Annotated in this window: 19 protein-coding genes; 7 read left to right on the forward strand and 12 right to left on the reverse strand. The window is 72.0% G+C overall.

Features of this window, described 5'->3' with window-relative positions; genetic code table 11:
• Nucleotides 1-231: 231 nt before the first annotated feature.
• On the forward strand, nt 232-879 hold the full coding sequence (locus tag AB0E98_RS13165; protein WP_311608829.1) for a TetR family transcriptional regulator: 648 nt from the start codon (nt 232-234) through the stop codon (nt 877-879).
• Nucleotides 880-1,089: 210 nt separating this feature from the next.
• Here AB0E98_RS13165 and AB0E98_RS13170 read toward each other — a convergent pair whose 3' ends face one another.
• Nucleotides 1,090-1,575 (reverse strand): nitroreductase family deazaflavin-dependent oxidoreductase, encoded by a 486-nt coding sequence (locus tag AB0E98_RS13170; protein WP_361701800.1) that lies wholly within the window; start codon nt 1,573-1,575, stop codon nt 1,090-1,092.
• On the reverse strand, nt 1,575-2,840 hold the full coding sequence (locus AB0E98_RS13175; RefSeq protein WP_361701802.1) for an acyl-CoA dehydrogenase family protein: 1,266 nt from the start codon (nt 2,838-2,840) through the stop codon (nt 1,575-1,577). The genes AB0E98_RS13170 and AB0E98_RS13175 overlap by 1 nt, the downstream gene beginning before the upstream one ends.
• Nucleotides 2,841-2,938: 98 nt before the next feature.
• Between AB0E98_RS13175 and AB0E98_RS13180 the strand changes: the two genes are divergently transcribed.
• Complete coding sequence (locus AB0E98_RS13180) at nt 2,939-4,111, forward strand: acetyl-CoA acetyltransferase (RefSeq protein WP_361701803.1); 1,173 nt, start codon at nt 2,939-2,941, stop codon at nt 4,109-4,111.
• 41 nt (nt 4,112-4,152) lie between these two features.
• Here the strand turns inward: AB0E98_RS13180 and AB0E98_RS13185 are convergent, their stop codons facing one another.
• Nucleotides 4,153-4,584 (reverse strand): Zn-ribbon domain-containing OB-fold protein, encoded by a 432-nt coding sequence (locus AB0E98_RS13185; RefSeq protein WP_361701804.1) that lies wholly within the window; start codon nt 4,582-4,584, stop codon nt 4,153-4,155.
• A gap of 124 nt (nt 4,585-4,708) precedes the next feature.
• On the opposite strand from AB0E98_RS13185, the gene AB0E98_RS13190 reads away from it, so the two are divergent.
• The 3 genes from AB0E98_RS13190 to AB0E98_RS13200 all read left to right on the forward strand — a co-directional run bounded on the left by AB0E98_RS13190 (nt 4,709) and on the right by AB0E98_RS13200 (nt 8,619).
• Nucleotides 4,709-6,934, forward strand: a complete 2,226-nt coding sequence (locus AB0E98_RS13190; protein WP_361701806.1) for an acetate--CoA ligase family protein — start codon at nt 4,709-4,711, stop codon at nt 6,932-6,934.
• Between the two features lie 73 nt (nt 6,935-7,007).
• Entirely contained in the window at nt 7,008-7,883 is an 876-nt protein-coding gene (locus AB0E98_RS13195) for an enoyl-CoA hydratase-related protein (protein WP_361701808.1), read from the forward strand.
• Nucleotides 7,884-7,941: 58 nt separating this feature from the next.
• Nucleotides 7,942-8,619 carry a flavin reductase family protein gene (locus AB0E98_RS13200; RefSeq protein WP_361701809.1) on the forward strand — a complete coding sequence of 226 codons (678 nt, stop codon included), beginning with the start codon at nt 7,942-7,944 and terminating at the stop codon, nt 8,617-8,619.
• A 31-nt stretch (nt 8,620-8,650) separates the two neighbouring features.
• Here AB0E98_RS13200 and AB0E98_RS13205 read toward each other — a convergent pair whose 3' ends face one another.
• The 5 genes from AB0E98_RS13205 to AB0E98_RS13225 form a co-directional block, all read right to left on the reverse strand.
• On the reverse strand, nt 8,651-9,670 hold the full coding sequence (locus AB0E98_RS13205) for a hypothetical protein (RefSeq protein WP_361701811.1): 1,020 nt from the start codon (nt 9,668-9,670) through the stop codon (nt 8,651-8,653).
• Between the two features lie 269 nt (nt 9,671-9,939).
• On the reverse strand, nt 9,940-11,013 hold the full coding sequence (locus tag AB0E98_RS13210; protein ID WP_361701812.1) for an alcohol dehydrogenase catalytic domain-containing protein: 1,074 nt from the start codon (nt 11,011-11,013) through the stop codon (nt 9,940-9,942).
• A gap of 28 nt (nt 11,014-11,041) precedes the next feature.
• Entirely contained in the window at nt 11,042-12,505 is a 1,464-nt protein-coding gene (locus AB0E98_RS13215) for an aldehyde dehydrogenase family protein (protein ID WP_361701813.1), read from the reverse strand.
• A complete protein-coding gene (locus tag AB0E98_RS13220; RefSeq protein WP_361701815.1) occupies nt 12,502-13,689 on the reverse strand; it encodes an acyl-CoA dehydrogenase family protein in 1,188 nt (395 codons plus the stop codon). Before AB0E98_RS13220 ends, AB0E98_RS13215 begins: the two co-directional genes overlap by 4 nt.
• A 33-nt stretch (nt 13,690-13,722) precedes the next feature.
• Complete coding sequence (locus AB0E98_RS13225; RefSeq protein ID WP_361701817.1) at nt 13,723-14,634, reverse strand: SDR family NAD(P)-dependent oxidoreductase; 912 nt, start codon at nt 14,632-14,634, stop codon at nt 13,723-13,725.
• Between the two features lie 122 nt (nt 14,635-14,756).
• Here AB0E98_RS13225 and AB0E98_RS13230 point away from each other — a divergent pair, with 122 nt between their 5' ends.
• A complete protein-coding gene (locus AB0E98_RS13230) occupies nt 14,757-15,683 on the forward strand; it encodes a cyclase family protein (protein WP_361701818.1) in 927 nt (308 codons plus the stop codon).
• 362 nt (nt 15,684-16,045) lie between these two features.
• Here the strand turns inward: AB0E98_RS13230 and AB0E98_RS13235 are convergent, their stop codons facing one another.
• The 4 genes from AB0E98_RS13235 to AB0E98_RS13250 form a co-directional block, all read right to left on the reverse strand.
• Nucleotides 16,046-16,525 (reverse strand): ATP-binding protein, encoded by a 480-nt coding sequence (locus AB0E98_RS13235; protein WP_361701820.1) that lies wholly within the window; start codon nt 16,523-16,525, stop codon nt 16,046-16,048.
• A 422-nt stretch (nt 16,526-16,947) separates the two neighbouring features.
• Nucleotides 16,948-17,991 carry an acyl-CoA dehydrogenase family protein gene (locus AB0E98_RS13240; RefSeq protein WP_361702121.1) on the reverse strand — a complete coding sequence of 348 codons (1,044 nt, stop codon included), beginning with the start codon at nt 17,989-17,991 and terminating at the stop codon, nt 16,948-16,950.
• Nucleotides 17,992-17,999: 8 nt separating this feature from the next.
• Nucleotides 18,000-19,169 carry an acyl-CoA dehydrogenase family protein gene (locus AB0E98_RS13245; protein WP_361701821.1) on the reverse strand — a complete coding sequence of 390 codons (1,170 nt, stop codon included), beginning with the start codon at nt 19,167-19,169 and terminating at the stop codon, nt 18,000-18,002.
• 4 nt (nt 19,170-19,173) lie between these two features.
• Nucleotides 19,174-20,409, reverse strand: coding sequence for an amidohydrolase family protein (locus AB0E98_RS13250; RefSeq protein ID WP_361701823.1), 1,236 nt, complete (start codon nt 20,407-20,409; stop codon nt 19,174-19,176).
• Nucleotides 20,410-20,551: 142 nt separating this feature from the next.
• On the opposite strand from AB0E98_RS13250, the gene AB0E98_RS13255 reads away from it, so the two are divergent.
• On the forward strand, nt 20,552-22,147 hold the full coding sequence (locus AB0E98_RS13255) for an AMP-binding protein (protein ID WP_361701824.1): 1,596 nt from the start codon (nt 20,552-20,554) through the stop codon (nt 22,145-22,147).
• Nucleotides 22,148-22,187: the final 40 nt, after the last annotated feature.

A 22,187-nucleotide genomic window follows, 5' to 3' on the forward strand; every position in this document is an offset into this window, starting at 1 on the left:
AGGCAGATCGAGGATCTCGCGCGGCCTGTGGATAACCGGAAATCGGAGCCGTCGGCTTCCCCGTCCACAGCTTGTTGATAGGACAATTCACCGGTACGGGCCAATCCGGTCCGGCTCTCCCATCACCCCTTCCAACACCGTCTGACCTGCGATTACATACCTTCGCGCACCCCTGCCCCCATTTGCATGCGGCCGAATCGCGCTCCGATCACCCCTCGGTAAGCTGACGGCATGACAGGACAAGTACGCACCGTCGACGGCCGCGTGGCCGGTCGGCGCGGTCAGGCGACGCGGCAGAAGCTGCTCGACTGCCTCAGCGAAATGCTCAGCTCCTCGCCCTACCGCGATGTCAAGGTCATCGATGTCGCCCGCCGGGCCGGGACTTCTCCGGCGACCTTCTACCAGTACTTCCCCGACGTCGAGGGCGCCGTCCTCGAAATCGCCGAGGAAATGGCGAAGGAAGGCGCGAGCCTCACCGATCTCGTCGCCGGCCGTTCCTGGGTCGGCAAGTCCGGCTGGCAGGCGGCCGAGGAACTGGTCGACGGTTTCCTCGGCTTCTGGCGCAAACACGACGCGATCCTGCGCGTCGTGGACCTGGGCGCGGCCGAGGGCGACAAGCGGTTCTACAAGATCCGCATGAAGATCCTCAACGCCGTCACCAACTCCCTGACGGACTCCGTCAAGGAGCTCCAGTCCAAGGGGAAGGTGGACAAGGACCTCAACCCCGCGGCCGTCGCGGGCTCGCTCGTCGCCATGCTCGCCGCGGTGGCCTCGCACCAGAAGGGCTTCCAGAGCTGGGGAGTCAAGCAGGCCGAGCTCAAGCCGAACCTCGCGCTCATCGTCCATCTGGGCATCACCGGCAAGAAGCCGACCAAGTAGCGATCGCGCGCCACCGCGTCCGACGCGGCCACCCGGCCCGTCCGCGTGCCGCGTTCCATCGCCGCGCTCCCGCGCCGTGCCGGCACCTCGAACGTGCCAGCGCGTCAGGGACGCCCGTCCTTCGTACGTCCTGTCATCGTCGCGGCGGGGCCGCCCGGGCTGCCCGGGTGGCCCCGCCGTGCCGCGTTCCGGCGAAGGGTCCCGACGGCGCTACCGCCGCTCCAGCCGGAAGAGCCGGATCTCCCGTTCCACGCGCTCCTGGTAGCGCGCGTACGGCGGCCAGAACCTCACCACCGCCGCCCACATCGCCTCCCGCTCCGCGCCCTTCAGCAGCCGCGCACCCACCGGGACGTCCTGCCCCTTCCAGCTGATCACTGCGTCCGGGTGCTTCAGCAGGTTCGCCGACCAGGCGGGATGTCCGGGGCGGCCGAAGTTGCTGCCGACGAGGACCCAGGCGCCGACCGTTCCGTCCTCGCCCTTCAGGGGCATGCACGCGAGCGGTGCCCTGCGGGGCAGGCCGCTCTTCGCGCCGGTGGAGGTCAGCAGACAGCTCGGCAGCAGACGGGTACTCAACAGCACCTTGCCGCCTGTCAGCCGGTGCACCGCGCGGTCGAGCGACGGGACGACGTGCGGAGCGAACCGCGCGAACGACCGGGTCGAGGAGATTCTCTGTACGAGGCGTTCGACCGTCGCCATCACAGCACCACCGCTTCCCTCTCCTTCGGAGCGCCAAACGGCCCCGACGTGTCGAATAGCCCGGCCATTCGGGCCGCCCGGGCCCGCAGCCGGTCCACCGGGCCGAACAGCAGCTCGTCCGACGTCGCTCGTTTGAAGTACAGCTGTGCCTCGTGCTCCCAGGTCACCCCGATGCCACCGTGCAGCTGCACGGCCTCGCCGGCGACCTTCCGGGCGGTCTCCAGAGCCTGCGCGAGCGCGAGACCGGCCGCCGCGGGCCGCCCGGACCACGCCGCGTAGTACGCCGCCGAACGGGCGGCCTGCACGGCGACGTACAGGTCCGCCAGCCGGTGCTTGACCGCCTGGAAGGCGCCGATCGGCCTGCCGAACTGCTCCCGCACGCGCGCGTACCCGACCGTTCGCTCCAGCGCCCGGTCCGCCGCCCCCACCGCCTCGGCCGCGAGGACGGCCGCCACACCGGCGCCCACTTCGGCGGGCTCCCCCCGGACACGGGAACCGGGCGGCCCGAGCGGCTCCGCCTGGGTGTCCCGGAGCTCGATACGGGCCTGGGGGCGCGTCTCGTCCAGCGAGGTCAGCCGGGTCCGCGTCACCCCGGAGGCCGTCCCGGCCCGTACGACGAAGAGCAGGGTGCGGGCGTCGGCGTAGCCTCCCGTGCGCGCGGCGACCAGCAGCAGCCCCGCGCTGTGGCCGTCGAGCACCTGACGGGCCTCCCCGTAGAGCCGCCAGCCGTCGCCGGAGCGCCGGGCCTGCACCCCGCCCGCCCGGCCGCCGCCCGCCCAGTCGCCTCCCCACGCCCGGTCGCCGTTCCGCGATCGGCCGCTGTCCCCCGACCGGTCGCCGCCGCTCGGCCCTGTCAGCCCGAGCGCGTCCGGCAGCGTGCCTCGGGGGACGGCGAGCGTCCCGGTCAGCTCGCCGGACACCAGGCGCGGCAGCAGGTCATCCCGCTGCTCCGGCGTACCCAGGGCGGCGATCAGGGGGGCGGTCACGGCGGACGTGGCCAGCAGGGGTGAGGGCAGGAGCGCCCGCCCGGTCTCCTCGCAGGCCAAGGCCAGCTCCAGCAGGCCGCAACCGGCCCCTCCGTACCGCCGCTCGACGGCCAGACCGGGCAGCCCCGGCCGCTCGGCGAGCCGCCGCCACAGGTTCGTGTCATGACCGGCCGGGGTCAGCACCGCCGCCCTGACCTCGTCCATGTCCGCGTGTTTGGCCAGCACCTCGCGCAACGTACGGCGGATCTCTTGCTGTTCGTCACTGAACGCGGCGTCCATCGGCAGAGCCACCTCCTGACTGACGGAGCGTCATATTAGGGAGAGCCGCCACGCTTTCCCAGACCGCGCCCGCGCCTATCTGATGTACCGTCAGCTTTATGACTCCAGGCACGCGCAGGGTCGCTGTCGTCGGCGTCGCCCTCTCGGACTGCGGTCGTCTCGACGCGGTCACGCCCTATGCCCTCCACGCCCAGGCCGCCCGTCGCGCCCTCGACGACTCCGGGCTCGACAGATCCGTGATCGACGGCTTCGCCTCCGCCGGGCTCGGCACGCTCGCGCCCGTCGAGGTCGCGGAATACCTGGGACTGCGGCCCTCCTGGGTGGACTCGACCTCGGTCGGCGGGGCGACCTGGGAGGTCATGGCCGCGCACGCCGCCGACGCCATCGCCCAGGGGCACGCCGACGCTGTGCTCCTGGTCTACGGCTCCACCGCCCGCGCCGACATCAAGGCCGGCCGGCGCACCGCCGCCCTGTCCTTCGGCACACGCGGCCCGGCCCAGTTCGAGGCACCGTACGGGCACACCCTCATCGCCAAGTACGCGATGGCCGCCCGCCGCCATATGCACCAGTACGGCACCACCCTGGAACAGTTGGCGGACATCGCCGTTCAAACCCGCGCCAACGCCTTTCACAACCCGTACGCCCTGTACCGCTCCCCCCTCACGGTCGACGACGTCCTCGGCGGCACGATGATCGCCGATCCCTTCACCACGCTGCACTGCTGCGTACGCTCCGACGGAGGCTGCGCCGTCCTGCTGGCCGCCGAGGAGTACGTACCGGACACGGCGAAGCCGCCGGTGTGGGTGCTGGGCACCGGAACCGCCGTCTCGCACGCGACAATGTCCGCCTGGGAGGACTTCACCGTCACCCCGGCCGCGCTCTCCGGCCCAAAGGCCTTCGCGAGGGCGGGCGTCACGCCTCAGGAGATCGAGGTGGCGGAGCTCTACGACGCCTTCACCTATATGACCCTCGTGACCCTGGAGGACCTGGGCTTCTGCGCCAAGGGCGAGGGCGGCGCGTTCGCGGCGAAGGGCAGGCTGACCACCGACGGCGAGCTGCCCGTCAACACGGACGGCGGCGGCCTCTCCGCCTGCCACCCCGGCATGCGCGGGCTGTTCCTCCTGGTCGAGGCCGTACGGCAGCTGCGCGGCGAGGCGGAGGAGGGCCGTCAGGTGCGCAGGGCCCACGGCCGTCTCCCCCGGCTCGCCGTCGCCTCCGGGACGGGGGGCTGGTTCTGCTCGTCAGGGACGGTCGTCCTCGGCCGCGACTGACGCGTCCGTGTCCGTGTCCGTGTCCGTGTCCGTTCGGAGGGCTACCCGCCCGCCCCCTCCGGGCGGAAGACCGGCACCACCACTCCGGTGTCGGGCAGGCCCCGGTAGGCCACCCGCAGCCGCATGCCGATCCTCAGTTCCCCCTCGGGGCAGTCGATCACCTCGGCCGTCATGCGCGGCCCCTCGTCCAGGTCGACCACGGCGGCCGCGTACGGCAGGCGCGAACCGAAGGGCGGGAGGTCGTTCCGGTGGACGACGGACCAGGTGTAGAGCGTCGCGCCCCCGCCCGCCTCCTCCCAGCCGACGTCCGTGCTCCAGCAGTACGGGCAGAACTCCCGTGGGTAGTGGTGCGCCCGTCCGCACCCGGCGGCACGGCAGCGGCGTATCAGCAGCCGCCCCTCGGCCGCGGCGTCCCAGTAGGGGCGCGTGAAGTCGTCGATCTCCGGCACGTCGGCCCTGGCCGGTCGCGTCAAGGGGCCCTCCTCCCCGATCCGTTTCCGATCGTTTCGGCGCACACCCTGTTCCTGATGAACCGTCAGCTCAGTAATCTGACTTACCGTCAGCTTATCGGCCATTGAGCAGGAGTGGGCGAGAACGATGCTCGGATCGACTCACGGCACCCTCACCACCACCTCCCGTCCCGCCCGGGTGGCGGCCTGCGGCCGGCACCCGGGCCCTGCTGTCCATGGCACGACCGCAGCCGCCGAGGACACCGACGTCAGCGGGCGTCCCCTCTCCTCGGACGTCCCCGACCTCGACCGGCTCTTCCGACCCGAGACCATGGCCGTCATCGGCGCCTCCGAGGCCGAGGGCAGGCCCAACACCGCCATCACCCGGCAGCTCATCGACTGGGCCGAGCGCGTCGGCGCCCGCGTCCACCCCGTTCACCCCACCCGTACGACCGTGTTCGGCCTCCCCTGCCACGCCTCCGTCCGCGACCTTCCCGAGCGGATCGACCTCGCCGTCCTGCTCGTCGGCGACCCGGTCCCCGTGCTCGAGGAACTCAAGGGGATCCGGGCCGGGTTCGCCGTCGTCTTCGCCTCCGGCTTCGCCGAGACGGGCGCCGAAGGCGCCACTGCCCAGGCCCGGCTCACCGCCGCGCTCCAGGGCACCGGCACCCGGCTGCTCGGCCCGAACACCAACCTGAACGCCTTCGAGCGCTTCCGCGACGACCTCGACGGCCCCGCCATCGCCCTGATCACCCAGTCAGGCCACCAGGGCCGGCCGGTCTTCGCCCTCCAGGAGCTGGGCATCCGGCTCTCGCACTGGGCGCCGACCGGCAACGAGGCGGATCTGGAGTGCGCCGACTTCCTCTCCTACTTCGCCACCCGACCCGAGGTCGGGGCCGTCGCCGCCTATGTGGAAGGGCTCAAGGACGGCCGCGCGTTCCTGCTCGCCGCCGACCGGGCCGCCCGCCACAAGGTGCCCGTGATCATGGTCAAGGTCGGCCGGACCGAGACGGGCGCCCGCACCGCCGCCACCCACACCGGCAAGCTCACCGGCGCGGACGACGTGGTGGACGCGGCCATGCGGCAGTACGGCGTGATCCGCGTGAACGGCCTGGACGAGCTCCAGGACACCGCGGCCCTGCTCGCCCGCGCCCGCCCGCCCCGCGCCCAGGGCGTCGCCGTGTATTCGATCTCCGGTGGCACGGGAGCTCACTTCGCGGACCTCGCCTCCGCAGCCGGTCTCGACCTCCCCGTCCTGTCCGCCGGGAAGCAGAGCGAACTCCACCAGTGGATCCCCGACTACCTGAGCGTGGCCAACCCCGTCGACAACGGCGGCCACCCGGTCGGCGACTGGCGCGGACGGAAGATCATCGACGCGATCCTCGCCGACCCGTCCATCGGTGTGCTCGTCTGCCCGATCACCGGCCCCTTCCCGCCCCTGAGCGACCGCCTCGCGCGGGACCTCGTGGACGCGGCGGAGAAGACCGACAAACTCGTGTGCGTGGTGTGGGGTTCGCCCGTCGGCACCGAGGACGCCTATCGCACCACTCTCCTCGGCTCCTCGCGCGTGGCCACCTTCCGCACGTTCGCCAACTGCGTCACCGCCGTCCGTGCCTACCTCGACCACCACCGCTTCACCAGCGGCTACCGTTCCCCCTTCGACGACGCCCCGCGCACCCTGTCCCCGTCCGCCCGCAAGGCGCGGGCGCTGCTGCGCCCGGGCGAGCAGCTGAGCGAGCACGCGGCGAAGCAGCTCCTGCGCGCGTACGGCATACGCGTGCCCCGGGAACAGCTGGTGACCAGCGCCGCCGCGGCCGTCCGGGCGGCCGGTCAGATCGGCTATCCCGTGGTCATGAAGGCTTCGGGGCCGCGGCTCGCCCACAAGTCGGAGCTCGGCCTGGTGCGGATCGGGCTGACCTCGGCCAGCCAGGTCCGCGACACCTACCGGGAGCTGACCGAGATCGCCCGCTACGAGGAGCTGCCGCTGGACGGGGTGCTCGTCTGCCAGCTCGTCGGCCAGGGCGTCGAGATGACCGTCGGCATCACGCACGACGCCCTCTTCGGCCCCACCGTGACGACGGGCCTGGGCGGCGTCCTGGTGGAGGTCCTGGACGACACCGCCGTACGCGTGCCGCCGTTCGGCGAGGACCACGCGCGGGCGATGCTCGACGAACTGCGCGGACGTGCCCTGCTGGACGGCGTCCGAGGGGCTCCCCCGGCCGATGTGGACGCCCTCGTCGAGACCGTCCTGCGCGTCCAGCGCATGGCCCTGGAACTGGGCGACGGCCTCGCCGGACTGGACATCAACCCGCTCGTGGTGCTGGAGCGCGGCCAGGGCGCCGTGGCCCTCGACGCGCTGGCCGTCTGCCGCTGAGACACCGGGCACACCCGCCGTACCCCGCGCGGCCGGGCCGCGCCCGGCCGCCCGTAGGACAAGGAGCTTCCCCATGACGCTCTCCCCCCGTGAGACATCCCCCGGGACCGGTGGACGCGACGAACCGGACGGGTCCGCCACGTCCACCGGATCCGCTGAGTCATTGGTACTGCACGCCACTGACAACGGGGTGGCGTGGCTGACCCTCAACCGGCCCCAGACCCTCAACGCCATCACTCCTGACCAGCGCGAACACCTGATTTCCCATTTCGGGCGGGCTTCGTCCGACCCGGCCGTCCGGGCCGTGGTCCTCACCGGCGCCGGCGCGGGCTTCTGCTCGGGCGCCGACCTGCGGGCGGCGCCGGGAGCGGCCCTCACCGACCGCGCCCCCGGCGATGTGGCCCGGACGATCCGGGACGGCGCCCAGCGGCTGATCGGGGCGGTGCTGGACTGCGAAAAGCCCGTGATCGCCGCCGTGAACGGCACGGCCGCCGGGCTCGGCGCGCATCTCGCGTTCGCCTGCGACCTGGTCCTGGCCGCGGAGTCGGCCCGATTCCTCGAGGTGTTCGTCCGCCGGGGCCTGGTCCCCGACGGTGGCGGCACGTACCTGCTGACCCGACTCGTGGGCCCGCGCCGTGCGAAGGAGCTGATGTTCTTCGGCGACGCGCTCTCCGCCCCCGAGGCGGAACGTTTCGGCCTGGTCAACCGCGTCGTCGCGGACAAGGAGCTGGACGAGACGGCACGGGCCTGGGCCCAGCGGCTGGCCGACGGCCCGACCCGCGCCCTCGCCCTGACGAAACAACTGGTCAACGCCTCGCTCGACGCCGACCGCGGCACGGCGTTCGCCGCCGAGGCGGCGGCGCAGGAGATCAACGCCACGACGGCGGACGCGGCCGAGGGCGTCGTCGCCTTCCTCGAACGCCGGAGCCCCGCCTTCCGGGGGCGGTGACCGCCATGGGCGCCGGGTCCCGCGCACGGGGTATCGATCTCACACACCATCAGTTTCAATGGAGGTCATGATGGGACACGCCGGCATGGCGGACGTCGCCCTGCGGTATCTGCGATCGGCCGGCTCACCCGCCCCGGTCGCCCCGCGTCTTCCCCCGCTTCCCCGCCCGGCACTGCGGGCCGTACGAGCGGACGAGCCTCCTCCGCCGAACCCGGAGGACTTCCGGACGGTGCTGGGGCATTTCGCCAGCGGAGTCACCGTGATCACGGCACCCGGAGCGGACGGCGAGCCTCCGGCCGGCTTCGCCTGTCAGTCGTTCGCCTCGCTGTCCCTCGACCCGCCCCTGGTCGTCTTCATGGTCGGCCGTACGTCCACGACCTGGCCCCGTGTGGCCCGCGCGGGCGTCTTCTGCGTCAACATCCTGGGCTCCGGACAAGGAGCGCTGTGCCGAGGTTTCGCGGTCAGCGGCGCGCAAACGGCCGACAAGTTCGCCGGAGTTCCCCACACCCCCGCTCCGGCGACCGGTTCGCCCAGGATCGAGGGCGTGCCCGCCTGGGTGGACTGTGTGATCCACGCGGTGCACACGGCCGGGGACCATCTCATCGTCGTGGGGCGCGTGGCGGCCCTGGGGGCGGACGAGAACGCGGCGAGCGCCGGCCCCCTGCTGTTCCACCGGAGCGGCTTCGGCACCTTCGACGCGTTCGGGACGTACGACGAGGTGGCGTCCCGCCCCTGACAGGCGCGTCCGCCCGGTCGCGCCCCTCCGGTCACTTCTTCCTGTGCTTGACCATCTTCGTCAGTACGTAGCGCTTGCCGGAGCCCGGCTTGCCGATCTCGTGGAAGATCCGCGGCTCCTTCTCCGTACCGATGACGCTCCAGTCCCGTGACAGCTCGCAGGAGCTGATCCGCATGGAGACGCCCTGCACCCGGCCGCCGTCCTTGACCGGCGTCCAGGTGCCGGAGCCGTCGCAGTCCTTGGGCCGGTCCTTGCCCGTGCCGTCCCAGATGAAGTTGTCGAGCCCCTCCGCGATCGCGTTGCCGTCCGAATCCAGCTTGACCGTGCCGCCACGGCCGTCCGTCCAGGTGCCGGCGAGGTCCGACTTGGTCAGGCGCGGCGGCTCGTACACGCTCACCAGGCCCGTGCCGTAAGCCCCGGCGCCGAGCACGCCGACGACCAGCCAGGCCAGCAGGCCGTCACGCGTCACCCGGCGGGCCACGCTGCCGGAGCGGCTCTCACGAGCGCGACGAGCAGCCGCCCTGCCTGCCAGAGCGGCGGGCACCAGCACGGCCGTGAGGGCGCCCCACCAGATCGGATAGCTGAGCGGCCACGCGAGGGAGAGGCTGCCGAGCGCGGCCACGCCACCGAACACGACGACGGCCGCCGCGGCGACGGCGGTCGTGGCCCCGGCGGTCCACAGCGCGCCGGCGCTCCGCTCCCGCGCGTGTGCCGTCCGCCGGGCCAGCGTCAGCGCGGGCATGACGACGGCGGCCGTGACGAAGCCACTGAGCAGCACGGTCAGCAGCAGGGCGCCGAGGGCCACGGCGGCGATCAGGACGGGGCCCTTGGGAAGCCCGTCGTGCTCCCGGGAGAGAAGGACGAGCACACCGGCCGTCGCGGCGACGACGATCTCCGCGCAGAGCGCGGCCATCGAGGCGCAGAACGCCGCGCCGAACCCGTCGTCGCGCGCCGTCCGGTGCGGCGCTGCGCAGCACGGCGCGGACGCGGCGTCCGCCGCCTCGTCCGGTATCTCTTCCGCTACCGGATGCGGCTCAGCCTGCTGTGTCATGTCAGCCCCTCTCTCCAAGAAAGATTCCCCCAGAGGCCGCGAGGTTCCGTTCCCGCCGGTCCGGGACCATGCCCGTCCCGCCGGTCCGCCGGCAAGGAGGCCCGGGCACACCACCGCACCCACGGTGGCCGACGACGGACCATTCTTACCGAATAATCCGTCTTGGCCTGAATCCGGGCCCGCTCGGCACAAAAGGCACGGGCCAACCCCACACTCAGGCGACGGCCCGCGCAAGACCCGCGACGGGGATCACATGGAGGACGACCGGCTCACCGGTCGAAGGAGAGGACGCCTCGGGCCACCGTACGGTTGTTCATGTCGTCCATGGCCTGCGCGAATTCCTCGACGGGGTAGATCCGGCTGACGAGTTCGTCGAGCATCAGGCGGCCCTCTCGGTACAGCCGGGCGTAGAGCGCGATGTCGTGCTGCGGCCGGGACGAGCCGTAGCGGCAGCCCAGGATCGACTTGTCCAGATAGAGGGACGAGACCGGGAACGACGCCTCCGCTCCAATGGGCGGCACGCCCAGGAGGACCGCCTGGCCATGGCGCCCGAGGAGGTTCACCGCCTGCCGGACGAGCCGGACGTCGCCGACGCATTCGAAGGCGTGGTCGGCGCCGGCGGGCAGGACCTCCCGGACGACGGCGAGGACGTCGCGGCCGGCGGAGGCGTCGACGAAGTGCGTGGCGCCGAGGAGCCGGGCCGCTTTCTCCTTCGCGGGATTCGCGTCGACGGCGACGATCGGGGCGGCACCGGCGATCCGCGCGCCTTGCAGCACGTTAAGGCCGACCCCGCCCGCCCCGATGACGATGACGGACTCGCCCTGGCCCACGCGCGCGCGGTTGAGGACCGCGCCGACACCGGTCAGCACGCCGCAGCCGAGGAGGGCCGCCGGGGCCGGCGGGACGTCGGCGGGGATCCTGACGGCCTGGACGGCCTTGACGACCGTCCGCTCGGCGAAGACGGAGGTGGCCGCGAAGTGGAACAGCTTCTCCTCGTTCCGCCGGAAGGGCCTGCCGGGCCTGCCGAAGGCCGCCCGGCACATGGCGGGCCGTCCCCGGTCGCAGTCGGCACAGGCGCCGCAGGAGGCCAGAGTGGACAGGGCGACGTGATCGCCGGGTGAGACGTGTACGACGCCCGGCCCGACGGCCTCGACCACGCCCGCGCCCTCGTGCCCGAGGACCACGGGGACGGGGTGCGGGATGGTGCCGTCGACGACCGCGAGATCGCTGTGGCAGAGACCGGCCGCGGAGACGGCGACGAGCACCTCGCCGGGACCCGGGTCCCGTACCTCCAGGTCGTCGACGAACCGGGGCCGCTCGCCGTCGAAGATGACGCCTCTCATCAGTGGTGGTCCTCTCCGGGGGCAGGGCTCAGGACGGCCAGACGACCGACTGGAGTTCGCTGTACGCGTCGAGGGCGAACGAGCCGCCGTCGCGGCCGATCCCGCTCTCCTTGAATCCCCCGAAGGGCGTCTCGGGGTGCCGCTGGACGGTGTTCACGCCGACGTTTCCACTGCGGAGCCGGGCGGCGAGGGCCCAGGCGCGGCCGGTGTCGGCGCTGAAGACGTAGTCGTGGAGGCCGTACGCGGTGCCGTTGGCGATACGGACCGCCTCGTCCTCGTCGTCGAAGACGAGCACGGCCACGACGGGGCCGAAGATCTCCTCGCGGGCGACGGCCATGCCGGGGGTGACGTCCGTGATGAGGGTGGGGGCGACGTAGAAGCCCGGGCGGACGGCGGGGCGCGTGCCTCCGACGACGATGCGGGCGCCCTGGTCACGGGCCCCGGCGATGTGGGCCTCGACGCGGTCGCGCTGCTCGGCGGAGATCAACGGGCCCACGGCCGTGGAGTTATCCACAGGGTCCCCGACGATCAGCGACTCCGCGTAGCGTGTGAGACCGGCGACGACCCGCTCGTACAGCGACCGGTGGACGAGTACGCGGGTCGGCGCCGTGCAGATCTGCCCGCTGTGGAAGGACCAGACCGAACCGACCGCCCCGACCGCCGACTTGATCACCGCCTCGTCGGCGTCCTCCAGGACGATGGCCGCGCCCTTGCCGCCCAGCTCCATCAGGGTGCGCTTCATCGACCTCCCCGCGGCCTCGGCGATCTCCTTTCCCACCGCGCTGGAACCGGTGAAGCTGATCATGTCGACGCCGGGGTGCGCCACGAGCGCCTCCCCCGCTCCCGCGCCCGAGCCGGTGACCACGTTGAACACCCCGTCGGGAAGCCCGGCCTCGCGGCACAACGGGCCCAGCTCCAGGCAGCAGAGCGGGTCCTGCGGCGCCGGCTTCGCGACGACCGTGTTGCCCATGGCCAGGGCGGGCGCCGCCTTGCCCGCGAGATTGACGAGAGGGAAGTTGTAGGAGGTGATACAGCCGACGACGCCCACGGGGCGGCGTACCGCGGCGGCGCCGAGCAGGCCGCCGGGTGCGAGGGGGCTCGCCCTGACGGGGCGCGGTGCGAGAGGGACGACGCGCGATTCCGTCGCGCCCCGCGCGTACCGGTGGAAGCGTTCGGCGGCGGTAGGAAGTTGCATGGTCGAGGTGACGCGTGTCGTCGCGCCGGTCTCGGCCTGGAGGAGGGGCACGAGCTCCTCGCTCCGCTCGGTGATCAGATCAGCGATCCGGTCCAGTACGGCCGCGCGCTCGCGCGGATCCGTACGGGACCAGCCGTCCTGCGCGGCCCGCGCGGCGGCCACGGCGTCGGCGACTTCGGCGGGAGTCGACTCCGGGGCCTCCCCGACGACCTTCTCGGTCGCCGGATTGACAACTGGATAGTGCCCTTTTTCCGGCGCGCGCCAGGCGCCGGCGATCCAGTGCCCGTACGCCGTCATGTCCGTGCCTCCTTGGGCAGACCGAGTACGCGCTCCGCGATGATGTTGCGCTGGATCTCGTCCGAGCCGCCGTAGATGGTGTCGGCTCGGCTGAAGAGGAACAGGCGTTGCAGGGTGTCCAGCCGGTACGGGCTGTCGGCGCTCCAGGGGTCCGGCCCCAGGGTGGCGGGGGCGCCGCGCACCCGCATCGCCAGTTCACCGAGCCGCTGGTGCCAGCCGCCCCACAGCAGCTTGGCGACGCTGGGCGCCCCGGGGGTGTCCGCGGACCCCAGGGTCCGCAGGGCGTTCCAGCGCATGACCTGGAGTTCGGCCCATTGCCGTACGAGCCGGTCCCGTACCGCCGGCTCCTCTGCGGCGCCGGACTCCACGGCCAGGCGGACCACCCGCGCCAGTTCGGCCGCGAAGCCGATCTGCTGGACGAGGGTGGAGACCCCGCGCTCCCTGGCGAGGAGACCCAGGGCGACCCGCCAGCCGTCGCCCTCACCACCGACGAGGTGTTCGGCGCGGGCCTCGGCGCCGTCGAAGAACACCTCGTTGAAGTCGGTGTTCCCGGTCAGCTGGCGGATCGGCCGGACCTCGACGCGGCCGGGCTGGTCCATCGGCACGAGGAGGAAGGAGAGTCCGTGATGGCGCCGTGAGCCCTCGGTCGTGCGGGCGAGGACGAAGCACCAGTCGGCCTCGTGGGCGAGAGAGGTCCAGATCTTCTGCCCGTCGATCCGGTAGACGCGGCCGCCGTCGGCGCGTGTGGCGGTGGTACGGACACCGGCGAGGTCCGAACCCGCGCCGGGTTCGCTGTAGCCCTGGCACCAGATCTCCTCGCCCCGGGCGATGGCGGGGAGGAAGCGGGCGCACTGGGCGTCGTCGCCGTGGGCGAGAAGGGTGGGTGCCAGGAGGTTTTCGCCCAGGTGGCCGAGGCGAGCGGGCGCCCCGGCGCGGGCGTACTCCTCGGCCCAGACGACCTGTCCGGCGAGGGAGGCCGTGCGGTTGCCGTGGGTGCCGCGGTGGGGGCTCCAGCCGAGGCCGATCCAGCCGCCGGTGCCGAGTTCGCGCTCCCACGCGCGGCCGGGCGCGGGGCGTCCGTCGTCGTCCTGGTGCCGGGCCGTGTGTTCCGGCAGATGCCCGGCCAGCCAGGTCCGGGCCTCCTGGCGGAAGGCCTCGTCCTCCGGCCCGAATGCGAAGTCCATGGCGCTGTGCCTCTCCCTTCGCGGTCCGTCGTGTCACGCGTTGGGGCGCCGGCCGGAAGCGGCCGCGTCGGCCATCGCCCGGAGCCGGTCCAGCAGGGGCATCGGATCGGTGCCGACGGTCTCCGGGAGGATCTCGGCGATCCGTTCGGGGGTCCAGCGGTCCTCGGCGTAGGCGGCGCGCAGTTCGCGCGGCTGGGCCCAGACAGCGATCTTGGGTCCGGCGGCGGTGTAGACCTGGCCGGTGACGCCCTGCTCACGGGCACGGTCGCTGAGCAGGTAGACGACGAGGGGGGCCACGTCCTCGGGCTCGCCGATCTCCTTGAGTTCCATGGGGACGCCCGCGGACATCCGGGTGCGGGCCACGGGGGCGACGCAGTTGGCGGTGACGCCGTACTTGTGCAGCCCCAGGGCGGCGCTGCGGACGAGGGAGATGATCCCGCCCTTGGCCGAGGAGTAGTTGGCCTGGGACACGCTTCCCTGGTGGTTGCCGCTGGTGAATCCGATGAGGGTGCCGGCGCGCTGTTGGCGCATCACGGCTGAGGCCGCGCGGAAGACGGTGAAGGTGCCCTTCAGATGGGTGGCGATGACCGGGTCCCATTCCTCCTCGGCCATATTGAAGATCATGCGCTCGCGGAGGATGCCCGCGCCGCACACGACGCCGTCGAGGCGGCCGTACCGGGCGATCGCCGTGTCCACGATCCGCCGGCCGCCGGCCATCGTGGAGATGTCGTCCGCGACGGCCGTGGCCTCGCCTCCGAGGGCCTCGATCTCCTTGGCGACTGCGGTGGCGATCTCGCTCGAGGGCTCCTCGCCCGCCACGGACACCCCGTAGTCGTTGACGACGACCCTGGCCCCCTCGGCGGCGCACGCCAGGGCGACCGCTCTGCCGATCCCCCGTCCGGCGCCGGTGACGGCGATCACCTTGCCTGCCAAGAAGTTCCCCATGGTGTGGCCCCTCCCGCAGTTTCTGACGGTCCGTTAGATTTTTGAGGCAGCACGGGCGTGAGCACAAGCCCCACGACTGAAGCCGCGGCGGAGCCGCACAGGTGCCATCCGGGAGGACTTCCATGTCGTTGCCGTCCGAGTTCTACGAACTGGCCAAGCGTGTTAACAACTGGGGACGTTGGGGCGAGGGTGACGAGATAGGCACGCTCAATCACATCACCGACACGGTGGTGCGCGAGGCCGCCGCGACCGTGGCCGACGGAAGGCGAGTCCCGCTCGCGTTGCCCCTGCACCAGGACGGCGTACAGACGGGGGTGATCCCGGGCAGGATCAACCCGCTGCACACCATGGTGGCGATCAATGTGGAGCTGTTCGGGCCGGGCACCGTCGCCACCAGCGACGATGTCGTGACCATGGGGCTACAGGCCGGTACGCACTGGGACGGGCTCTCGCACGCCTCCCACGGCGGGAAGCTCTACAACGGCCGCCCGGCGGAATCGATCACCGCCCAGAGCCGCTCGGCCTTCAACGGCGTGGAGAAGGCCGGGCACATCGTCTCGCGCGGCGTACTGCTCGACGTCGCCCGCGCCAGGGGCGTGGACCGGCTCGACGGCGGCCACGCCGTCACACCGGAGGATCTGGAGGCGGCGGAGGAACTGGCCCGGGTCACGGTCCGGCCGGGCGACATCGTGCTCGTCAGGACGGGCCAGATCCAGCGCTTCCTGGCCGGCGACAAAAACGCGTACGCCCATCCCTCCCCCGGCCTGTCGATCCGCACGCCCGCGTGGTTCCACGCCCGCGATGTGGCCGCCGTCGCCAATGACACCCTCACGTTCGAGATCTTCCCGCCGGAGATCACGGACCTCTGGATGCCCGTACACGCACTCGACCTGGTGGAGATGGGCATGCCCCAGGGCCAGAACTGGAATCTGGAGGAACTCTCCGCCGTGTGCGCGGAAGAACGGCGCTACACCTTTTTCCTGGCGGCCATGCCGGAGCCGTTCGTCGGCGGGACGGGAACGCCCGTGGCACCTGTGGCGATCTTCTGACGACGGCCCCAGGGCGCGGGGACGCGGGGGGGCACGGGGGGACGCGGGGGCGACGCAAGTCCGGCCGCCCTCTGCCCGGCCGACATCCGGCCGGCACCTGTCCGGCCGACTCCGGGCGGGGCCCGGCGGGCTCCCGGGGCAACGGGTGGGCGGCGGCGCACAGATGCGCACCCCGAGCACGGCACCGTGCGCCGCCAACCAGCTCCGGCGCCTCAGCCCTGTGGTCGCGCCGGTTCGCGACCCGCACTCGCCAAGGCGGCCCAGGACAGCCGGACCTCTCGACGTCCCCTCGCAACGAATCGCTGCATCCAAGGGTGATCACGTGACCACTTCACGTCAACACCTGGTCTGGACTTTGTCGACTACGCCCGATTTGTCGCGGCGTGTTGTGGCTCGAAAGCACTACTCCAGCACGGCCCGCCACGATCGACCTCGCACCAGACGCGCTTGCCGGCACCCTCGCGCTGCCAGCCCCAGCGGTCGGCGAGCCCGTCCACCAACTCCAGACCCCTGCCGCCCGTGTCGCCACCCTCGGCCCACCGCCGCGCCGGCGGCCGGGCGCTGATGTCGGCCACCTCGACCCGGACCGTACCGGGCCGGGCCTCCGGCGCCGGGCCGGCGGGGCTCGCGGCGCCGGGGAGGAGCATCCGCAGGACGGCCGGACAGCCGGTGTGCACCACGGCGTTGGTGACCAGCTCCGAGATCAGCAGGATCAGCGTCTCGGCCAGCGGTTCGTCGAGCCCTATCCCACACCCGACGAGCCGCGACCGCGCCCACCTACGGGCCCGCCCCACTTCCGAGGGGTCGGCCCCCACCTCGATCTGCACCTGAAGCACCTGCACCGCTCACACCATCCGAACCGGCGGACACAACGCCTCGCTGCTCGATGAGATCACTGAGCGTGACCCCCTTCGGCGACAGCATGGTTGACGTACAGTCACCCCGACAAGCGCTTCGGGCATATTCCGGCGCAAAGAGGTATGCGTACTGCATACTGTGCTGCGCGCGCTTGAGGGTCTCGGACACCGGGGCATTCTCGCCTCCGGGCCGACAAGGACGAAGGGCGCTTCCCCACCCGGTACCGCTTCTTCGGCGGGACCGGATTTATTGCACCCCTGAACCACTCGCATCTCACGGAGAGTACCGGAAGTCCGGCACGACTCCACACAGTGACGAGTTGCGCGAAGAACACAACTCGATATCGACGCAGCGTGATCATTCCAGGCGGTAAGGGCGGCCTTTCGGTCGTGTCGATTACCCGGCGTTATTCGAATGGTTCGCGATTTCCGTCGGGCAATTCTCCGGGCGGGGCGAGCAGGGCCCGGGTCAGCGCCTCCTCGGCCTCGTCGGCCGACTGCCACTGCGTCCGCCTCAGCCAGGCCCGTTTCAGGTGGGGGTGAACATCCGCCTCCCAGGTGAAACCCATGCCGCCATGCACTTGCAAACAGTCGCGGGCATTACGGATCGCGGCCTCGTCCGCCAGCAGTTTGGCTCCGGCGATATCACTTTCGGTAGCCGTGAGTGACGCGGCATATACGCTTACACGTGCGAGTTCCGTACGGGCGAGCATTTGTGCGCACAGGTGCTGCACGGCTTGGAACGCGCCGATCGGGCGGCCGAACTGTCTGCGGGACTTCGCGTGGGAAACGGCCATGTCCAGGGTGCGGCCGGCGCTGCCGAGTTGCTGGGCGGCGGTCAGCAACGCCGCCTCCCGGCAGAGGCGGACGGTGCCGCCGTCGGCGCCCACGAGCGGCAGTTCCCGCACGTCCTTGGGCAGCCGCTCCACATGATGCAGCGGCGTCGTGGGGTCCACCGACCACAGCGGACGGCCCTGTAGCGCCTGCGGACCACGAGCGCCCGTCACCTCCAGCACCCGGGGGCAGTCGCCTCCCATGACGAGGTCCATGACGAGATCCATGACGAGCACGGCGTCGGCGACGGAGAGGTGCTCGACCATGCCGGGTCCCTCCAGGGCCGTCACCACGGTCTCGCCCTCGGCCGCGCCGGGGATCAGTCCGGCCGCCAAGTGGGTGGCGACGAGCGGGCCGGGGAGCAGATGGCGGCCCGCCTCCTCGAAGAGGAACACCGCCTCGGGCAGGCCGAGCCCGGCTCCGCCGTCCTTCTCCGAGAGCCTCAGGGAGAAGAATCCGCACTTCCCCAACTCCCGCCACAGAGAGCGGTCGAGAGTGTTTTCCGGCACTTCGGCATCGACGGACTCCCGGAGTTTCTCCCGGGGGAATCGCGCCGCCAGGAGCGCCCGCATGCCCGCGACCAGCGTGCGCTGATCGTGACTCGGCCGGAAGTCCATGCCCGTGGTCACCGCCCCTTGGGAAGGCCGAGGACGCGCTCGGCGATGATGTTCTGCTGGATCTGGGAGGTACCGGCGGCGATGGTGTAGGCGAGGGACGTGAGGCGCCCGGTGGTCCATTCGTGATCGGCGTCCAGTGAGAGCGGGCCCAGCACGTCGGCGGCCGCGTCGTAGAGCTCCTGCCGCGCCTGGGAATAGCGCAGTTTGAAGACCGAGGCTCCGGCACCGGGCACCCCGTCGCCGCCCGCACGGAGCGACGCTTCCGCCTCGCTCGTATTCCACTGGACGAGCCGCCACAGCGCGCCGAATTCGGCGTTGAGGCGGCCCAGTCGGCGCCGTAGGACGGGATCGTCCCAGCGCCCGTTCTCCCGTGCCGCGTGAGCCAGCCGCACGAGGGTGCGGCGGCAGGCGACGACTTCCCCCGCGAAGGCGGTGCCGCGCTCGTGGGAGAGCGTGACCATGGTGACGCGCCAGCCGTCGTTCTCGGCGCCGACGCGATGGGAGAGCGGCACGCGCGCCCCGTCGAGGAACACCTCGGCGAACTCCGCCGACCCGGCGAGGGTCCGCAGGGGGCGGACCGTCACCCCGGGGGCGTCCATGCGCAGGGCCAGCCAGGTCAGGCCCCGGCGCCCGGAGTCCGGGGGGCCGGTGCGGACGAGCAGTTCGCACCAGTCGGCGACCTCGGCGTGCGAGGTCCAGATCTTGCCGCCGGTGACGACATAGGCGTCGCCGTCACGGACCGCGCGGGTGCGCAGGGAGGCCAGGTCGGAGCCCGCGTCCGGCTCCGAGAAGCCCTGGCACCACACCTCCTCGCCGCGCAGGATGGGCGGGAGCCACCGGGCGCGCTGGGCGGCGGTCCCCTCGGTCGCGATGGTGGGGCCCGCGTGCAGGAGGCCGACGAAGTTGGCGCCGACGTAGGGAGCGCCCGCCCGTTCGGTCTCCTCCAGGAAGATCAGGTGCTTGCCGGGGAGCGCTCCCCCGCCGCCGGCGTCGGCGGGCCAGTGCAGTCCGGCGTACCCGGCGTCGTACAGCGCCCGTTGCCAGGCGCAGTCGTAGGCGCGACGGGCGGGCCAGTCGTCCGGTGACGGCTTGGGGGGCAGCTTGGGCAGCATCGTGTCCAGCCAGGCGCGGAGTCCCTGCCGGAACTCCTCCTCTTCCGCGGTGTGGGCGAGGTCCACCGGCTCAGCTCCCCGGCTCGTCGAGGTCCAGGTCCAGGTCCAGGTCGAGGCCCGGGTCGAGGTCCAGGCCGAGCATGCGGATGGCGTTGCCGCGCATCAGCTTGTGGACGGTCTCCTCGTCGAGGCCCTTCACATGGTCGAGCGCCACTTCCTTCGTGTGCGGCCACGTCGAATCCACGTGGGGGTAGTCGGTCTCGAAGGTGGCGTTGTCGCGGCCGACCGCGTCGAGTGAGGCGATGCCGTGCCGGTCGCGGAAGAAGCAGCAGTAGATCTGCCGGTAGTAGTACGTCGACGGTGGCTCGGGGATCAGGTCGCGGACGCCGCCCCAGGCGCGGTGTTCCCGCCAGACGTCGTCGGCGCGTTCCAGAGCGTAGGGGATCCAGCCCATCTGTCCCTCGCTGTAGGCGAGTTTCAGGCGGGGGAAACGGACGAGGACGCCGCTGAAGAGGAAGTCCGACATCGAGGCCATGGCGTTGTTGAAGGACAGCGTGGCCTGGACGGCGACGGGCGCGTCGGGGGAGGCGGCGGGCATCTGGGAGGACGAGCCGATGTGCATGCACACCACCGTCCCCGTCTCCTCGCAGACGGCGAAGAACGGGTCCCAGTAGCCGGAGTGGATCGACGGCAGCCCGAGATGTGTCGGGAGCTCGCTGAAGGTCACGGCCCGCACCCCGCGCGCCGCGTTGCGCCGGATCTCGGCCACGGCCAGTTCCACGCCCCACAGCGGGATCAGGCACAGCGGGATCAGCCGGCCGCCGCTGTCGCCGCACCACTCCTCGACCATCCAGTCGTTGTACGCCCGCACACAGGCCAGCGCGACCTCCTTGTCACGCGCCTCCGCGAACGTCTGCCCGCAGAAGCGCGGGAAGGTCGGGAAGCACAGGGACGCCTCGACGTGACCCAGGTCCATGTCCGCCAGCCGGGCCTTCGGATCCCAGCACCCCCGGCGCATCCCCTCCCGCGTGATGCCCTCCAGGGTCATCTCGTCCCGCGAGAAACCGACAGCCGCGATGTTGCGCTTGTACGGGAAGCGGAGGTCCTCGTAGACCCACCAGTCGGCCGGGGGGCCGTCCGGGTCCATGGTGACGCGATAGGCACCCCCGGCGTACTCCAGCTCCCCGATCCCGGCGGTCAGGGGGCGCGGGCCGCGGTCGCGGTACTTCACCGGCAGCCAGGTCTCGAAGAGATGGGCCGGCTCGATCACATGGTCGTCGACGCTGACGATGCGCGGCAGCTCCATGGGGCCCCTTCGCCGTATCCGACGCCGTACCTGACACTCCGTCAGTCACCAGGAGGCTAGCCCTCGCCCTCTGGACCGACAAGAAGCGACGGCCTACGCTCCGGCGCAGATATGACATACCGTCAGATCGGAGTGGGCTCTCATGCCGAACGGTACCGACGCCCGGGAACTGGCGGACTCCCGCACACTCTGGGAGCTCCTGGAGCGCCGCGCGGGGCTCACTCCGGACGCCCTCGCGCTCGTCCAGGCGGACGAGCCCGCCAGGGAGGCACGGGACGGAGCACCCGGCGGCGACCGGCGGATGACCTTCGGCGGACTGCGCTCCCGCGCCGAGCGCGTGGCCGCCTGGCTCCACACCTTCGGCGTGGGGCCGGGGAGCCGGGTCACCTGGCAGCTGCCCACCCGTGCCGAAACCGTCGTCCTGGCCTTCGCGCTGGCCAGGCTGGGCGCCGTCCAGAGCCCGCTCGTCCCCGCCTGCCGCGACCACGAGGTCGGGCACGCGCTCAGGTCCACCGGAGCCGAGTACTTCGCCGTCCCCGGGCTGTGGCGGGGCTTCGACCATACGCCGATGGCCCACCGCGTCGCTCTGACGCTGCCCACGCCACCCCTGGTGTTCCTGGCCCACGACGCCCTCCCGGAGGCCGACCCGGCGATCCTCCCGCCCCCTCCGGCCGACGGCACGACCGTCCGCTGGATCTTCTGGACGTCCGGCACCACGGCGGGACCCAAGGGCGTGCTCCACACGGACCGCGCCCTCATCGCCGCCGGCGGCTGCCTCGCCGACGCCCTCCGCCTCACCCCCGACGACGTGGGCTCCATGGCCTTCCCCTACGCGCACGTGGCCGGGCCCGACTACACCGTCGCGATGCTCCTGCGCGGCTTCCCGGCACTGCTCGTCGAGCACTTCTCCCTGCCCGGTTCGCTCGCCGCCTACCGGCGCCACGGCGTCACCGTGGCGGGCGGCTCGACCGCGTTCTACGCGATGTTCCTCGCCGAGCAGCGCAAGAACCCCGCCCGCAGGCTGCTCCCCACGCTCCGGCTCATGGCCGGCGGCGGGGCGCCCCGGCCGCCCGCGCTCCACCACGACGTGGTCCGCGAACTGGGCTGCCGGCTCGCCCACGGTTACGGGATGACCGAGGTACCGATGATCACCATGGGGTGCCCCGACGACCCCGAGGAGAAGCTGGCCACCACGGAGGGACGGCCGCCCGCCGGCATGGAGGTCCGGGTCGTCGGCCGGGACGGCGCGCCCGTCCCCACCGGTGCGGACGGGGAGATACGGCTGCGCGGCGAGGCGGTCTGCCGGGGCTATCTCGACCCGGTCCAGACGGCCGAGGCGTTCGACGAGGACGGTTTCCTCCGCACCGGGGACCTCGGCCGGCTCACCGAGGACGGCCATCTCGTGCTCACCGGCCGGGTGAAGGACATCATCATCCGCAAGGGCGAGAACATCTCGGCGCAGGAGGTCGAGCGGTTCCTCCACGACCACCCCGGCGTCGAGGACGCCGCCGTCATCGGCCTGCCGGACGCGCTGCGCGGGGAGCGCGTCTGCGCCGTGGTCCAGCAGCCGACGGGGGCCCGGCCGCTGACCCTCGAAGCCGTCACGGCCCATCTGCGCGCCGCCGGGCTGGCCGTGCACAAACTGCCCGAGCAGTTGGAACTCGTCGACGCGCTGCCCCGCGACGACACCCTGCGCAAGGTCCTCAAACAGACGCTGCGCGAGCGCTTCGCCGACTGAGCGACTCGGCCCCGGGTCCCGGCCCCAGGCCCGGGCCCGG

This window comes from Streptomyces sp. NPDC037389, assembly GCF_040636475.1.
GTDB classification, from domain to species: Bacteria; Actinomycetota; Actinomycetes; order Streptomycetales; family Streptomycetaceae; genus Streptomyces; species Streptomyces hesseae.

Bases quoted from the DNA above. Each gene is read 5' to 3' on its own strand.
- AB0E98_RS13165 (WP_311608829.1), top strand. From the start codon at position 232: ATGACAGGACAAGTACGCACCGTCGACGGCCGCGTGGCCGGTCGGCGC.
- AB0E98_RS13170 (WP_361701800.1), bottom strand. From the start codon at position 1,575: ATGGCGACGGTCGAACGCCTCGTACAGAGAATCTCCTCGACCCGGTCG.
- AB0E98_RS13175 (WP_361701802.1), bottom strand. From the start codon at position 2,840: ATGGACGCCGCGTTCAGTGACGAACAGCAAGAGATCCGCCGTACGTTG.
- AB0E98_RS13180 (WP_361701803.1), top strand. From the start codon at position 2,939: ATGACTCCAGGCACGCGCAGGGTCGCTGTCGTCGGCGTCGCCCTCTCG.
- AB0E98_RS13190 (WP_361701806.1), top strand. From the start codon at position 4,709: ATGCTCGGATCGACTCACGGCACCCTCACCACCACCTCCCGTCCCGCC.
- AB0E98_RS13195 (WP_361701808.1), top strand. From the start codon at position 7,008: ATGACGCTCTCCCCCCGTGAGACATCCCCCGGGACCGGTGGACGCGAC.
- AB0E98_RS13200 (WP_361701809.1), top strand. From the start codon at position 7,942: ATGGAGGTCATGATGGGACACGCCGGCATGGCGGACGTCGCCCTGCGG.
- AB0E98_RS13205 (WP_361701811.1), bottom strand. From the start codon at position 9,670: ATGACACAGCAGGCTGAGCCGCATCCGGTAGCGGAAGAGATACCGGAC.
- AB0E98_RS13210 (WP_361701812.1), bottom strand. From the start codon at position 11,013: ATGAGAGGCGTCATCTTCGACGGCGAGCGGCCCCGGTTCGTCGACGAC.
- AB0E98_RS13215 (WP_361701813.1), bottom strand. From the start codon at position 12,505: ATGACGGCGTACGGGCACTGGATCGCCGGCGCCTGGCGCGCGCCGGAA.
- AB0E98_RS13220 (WP_361701815.1), bottom strand. From the start codon at position 13,689: ATGGACTTCGCATTCGGGCCGGAGGACGAGGCCTTCCGCCAGGAGGCC.
- AB0E98_RS13225 (WP_361701817.1), bottom strand. From the start codon at position 14,634: ATGGGGAACTTCTTGGCAGGCAAGGTGATCGCCGTCACCGGCGCCGGA.
- AB0E98_RS13230 (WP_361701818.1), top strand. From the start codon at position 14,757: ATGTCGTTGCCGTCCGAGTTCTACGAACTGGCCAAGCGTGTTAACAAC.
- AB0E98_RS13240 (WP_361702121.1), bottom strand. From the start codon at position 17,991: ATGGACTTCCGGCCGAGTCACGATCAGCGCACGCTGGTCGCGGGCATG.
- AB0E98_RS13250 (WP_361701823.1), bottom strand. From the start codon at position 20,409: ATGGAGCTGCCGCGCATCGTCAGCGTCGACGACCATGTGATCGAGCCG.
- AB0E98_RS13255 (WP_361701824.1), top strand. From the start codon at position 20,552: ATGCCGAACGGTACCGACGCCCGGGAACTGGCGGACTCCCGCACACTC.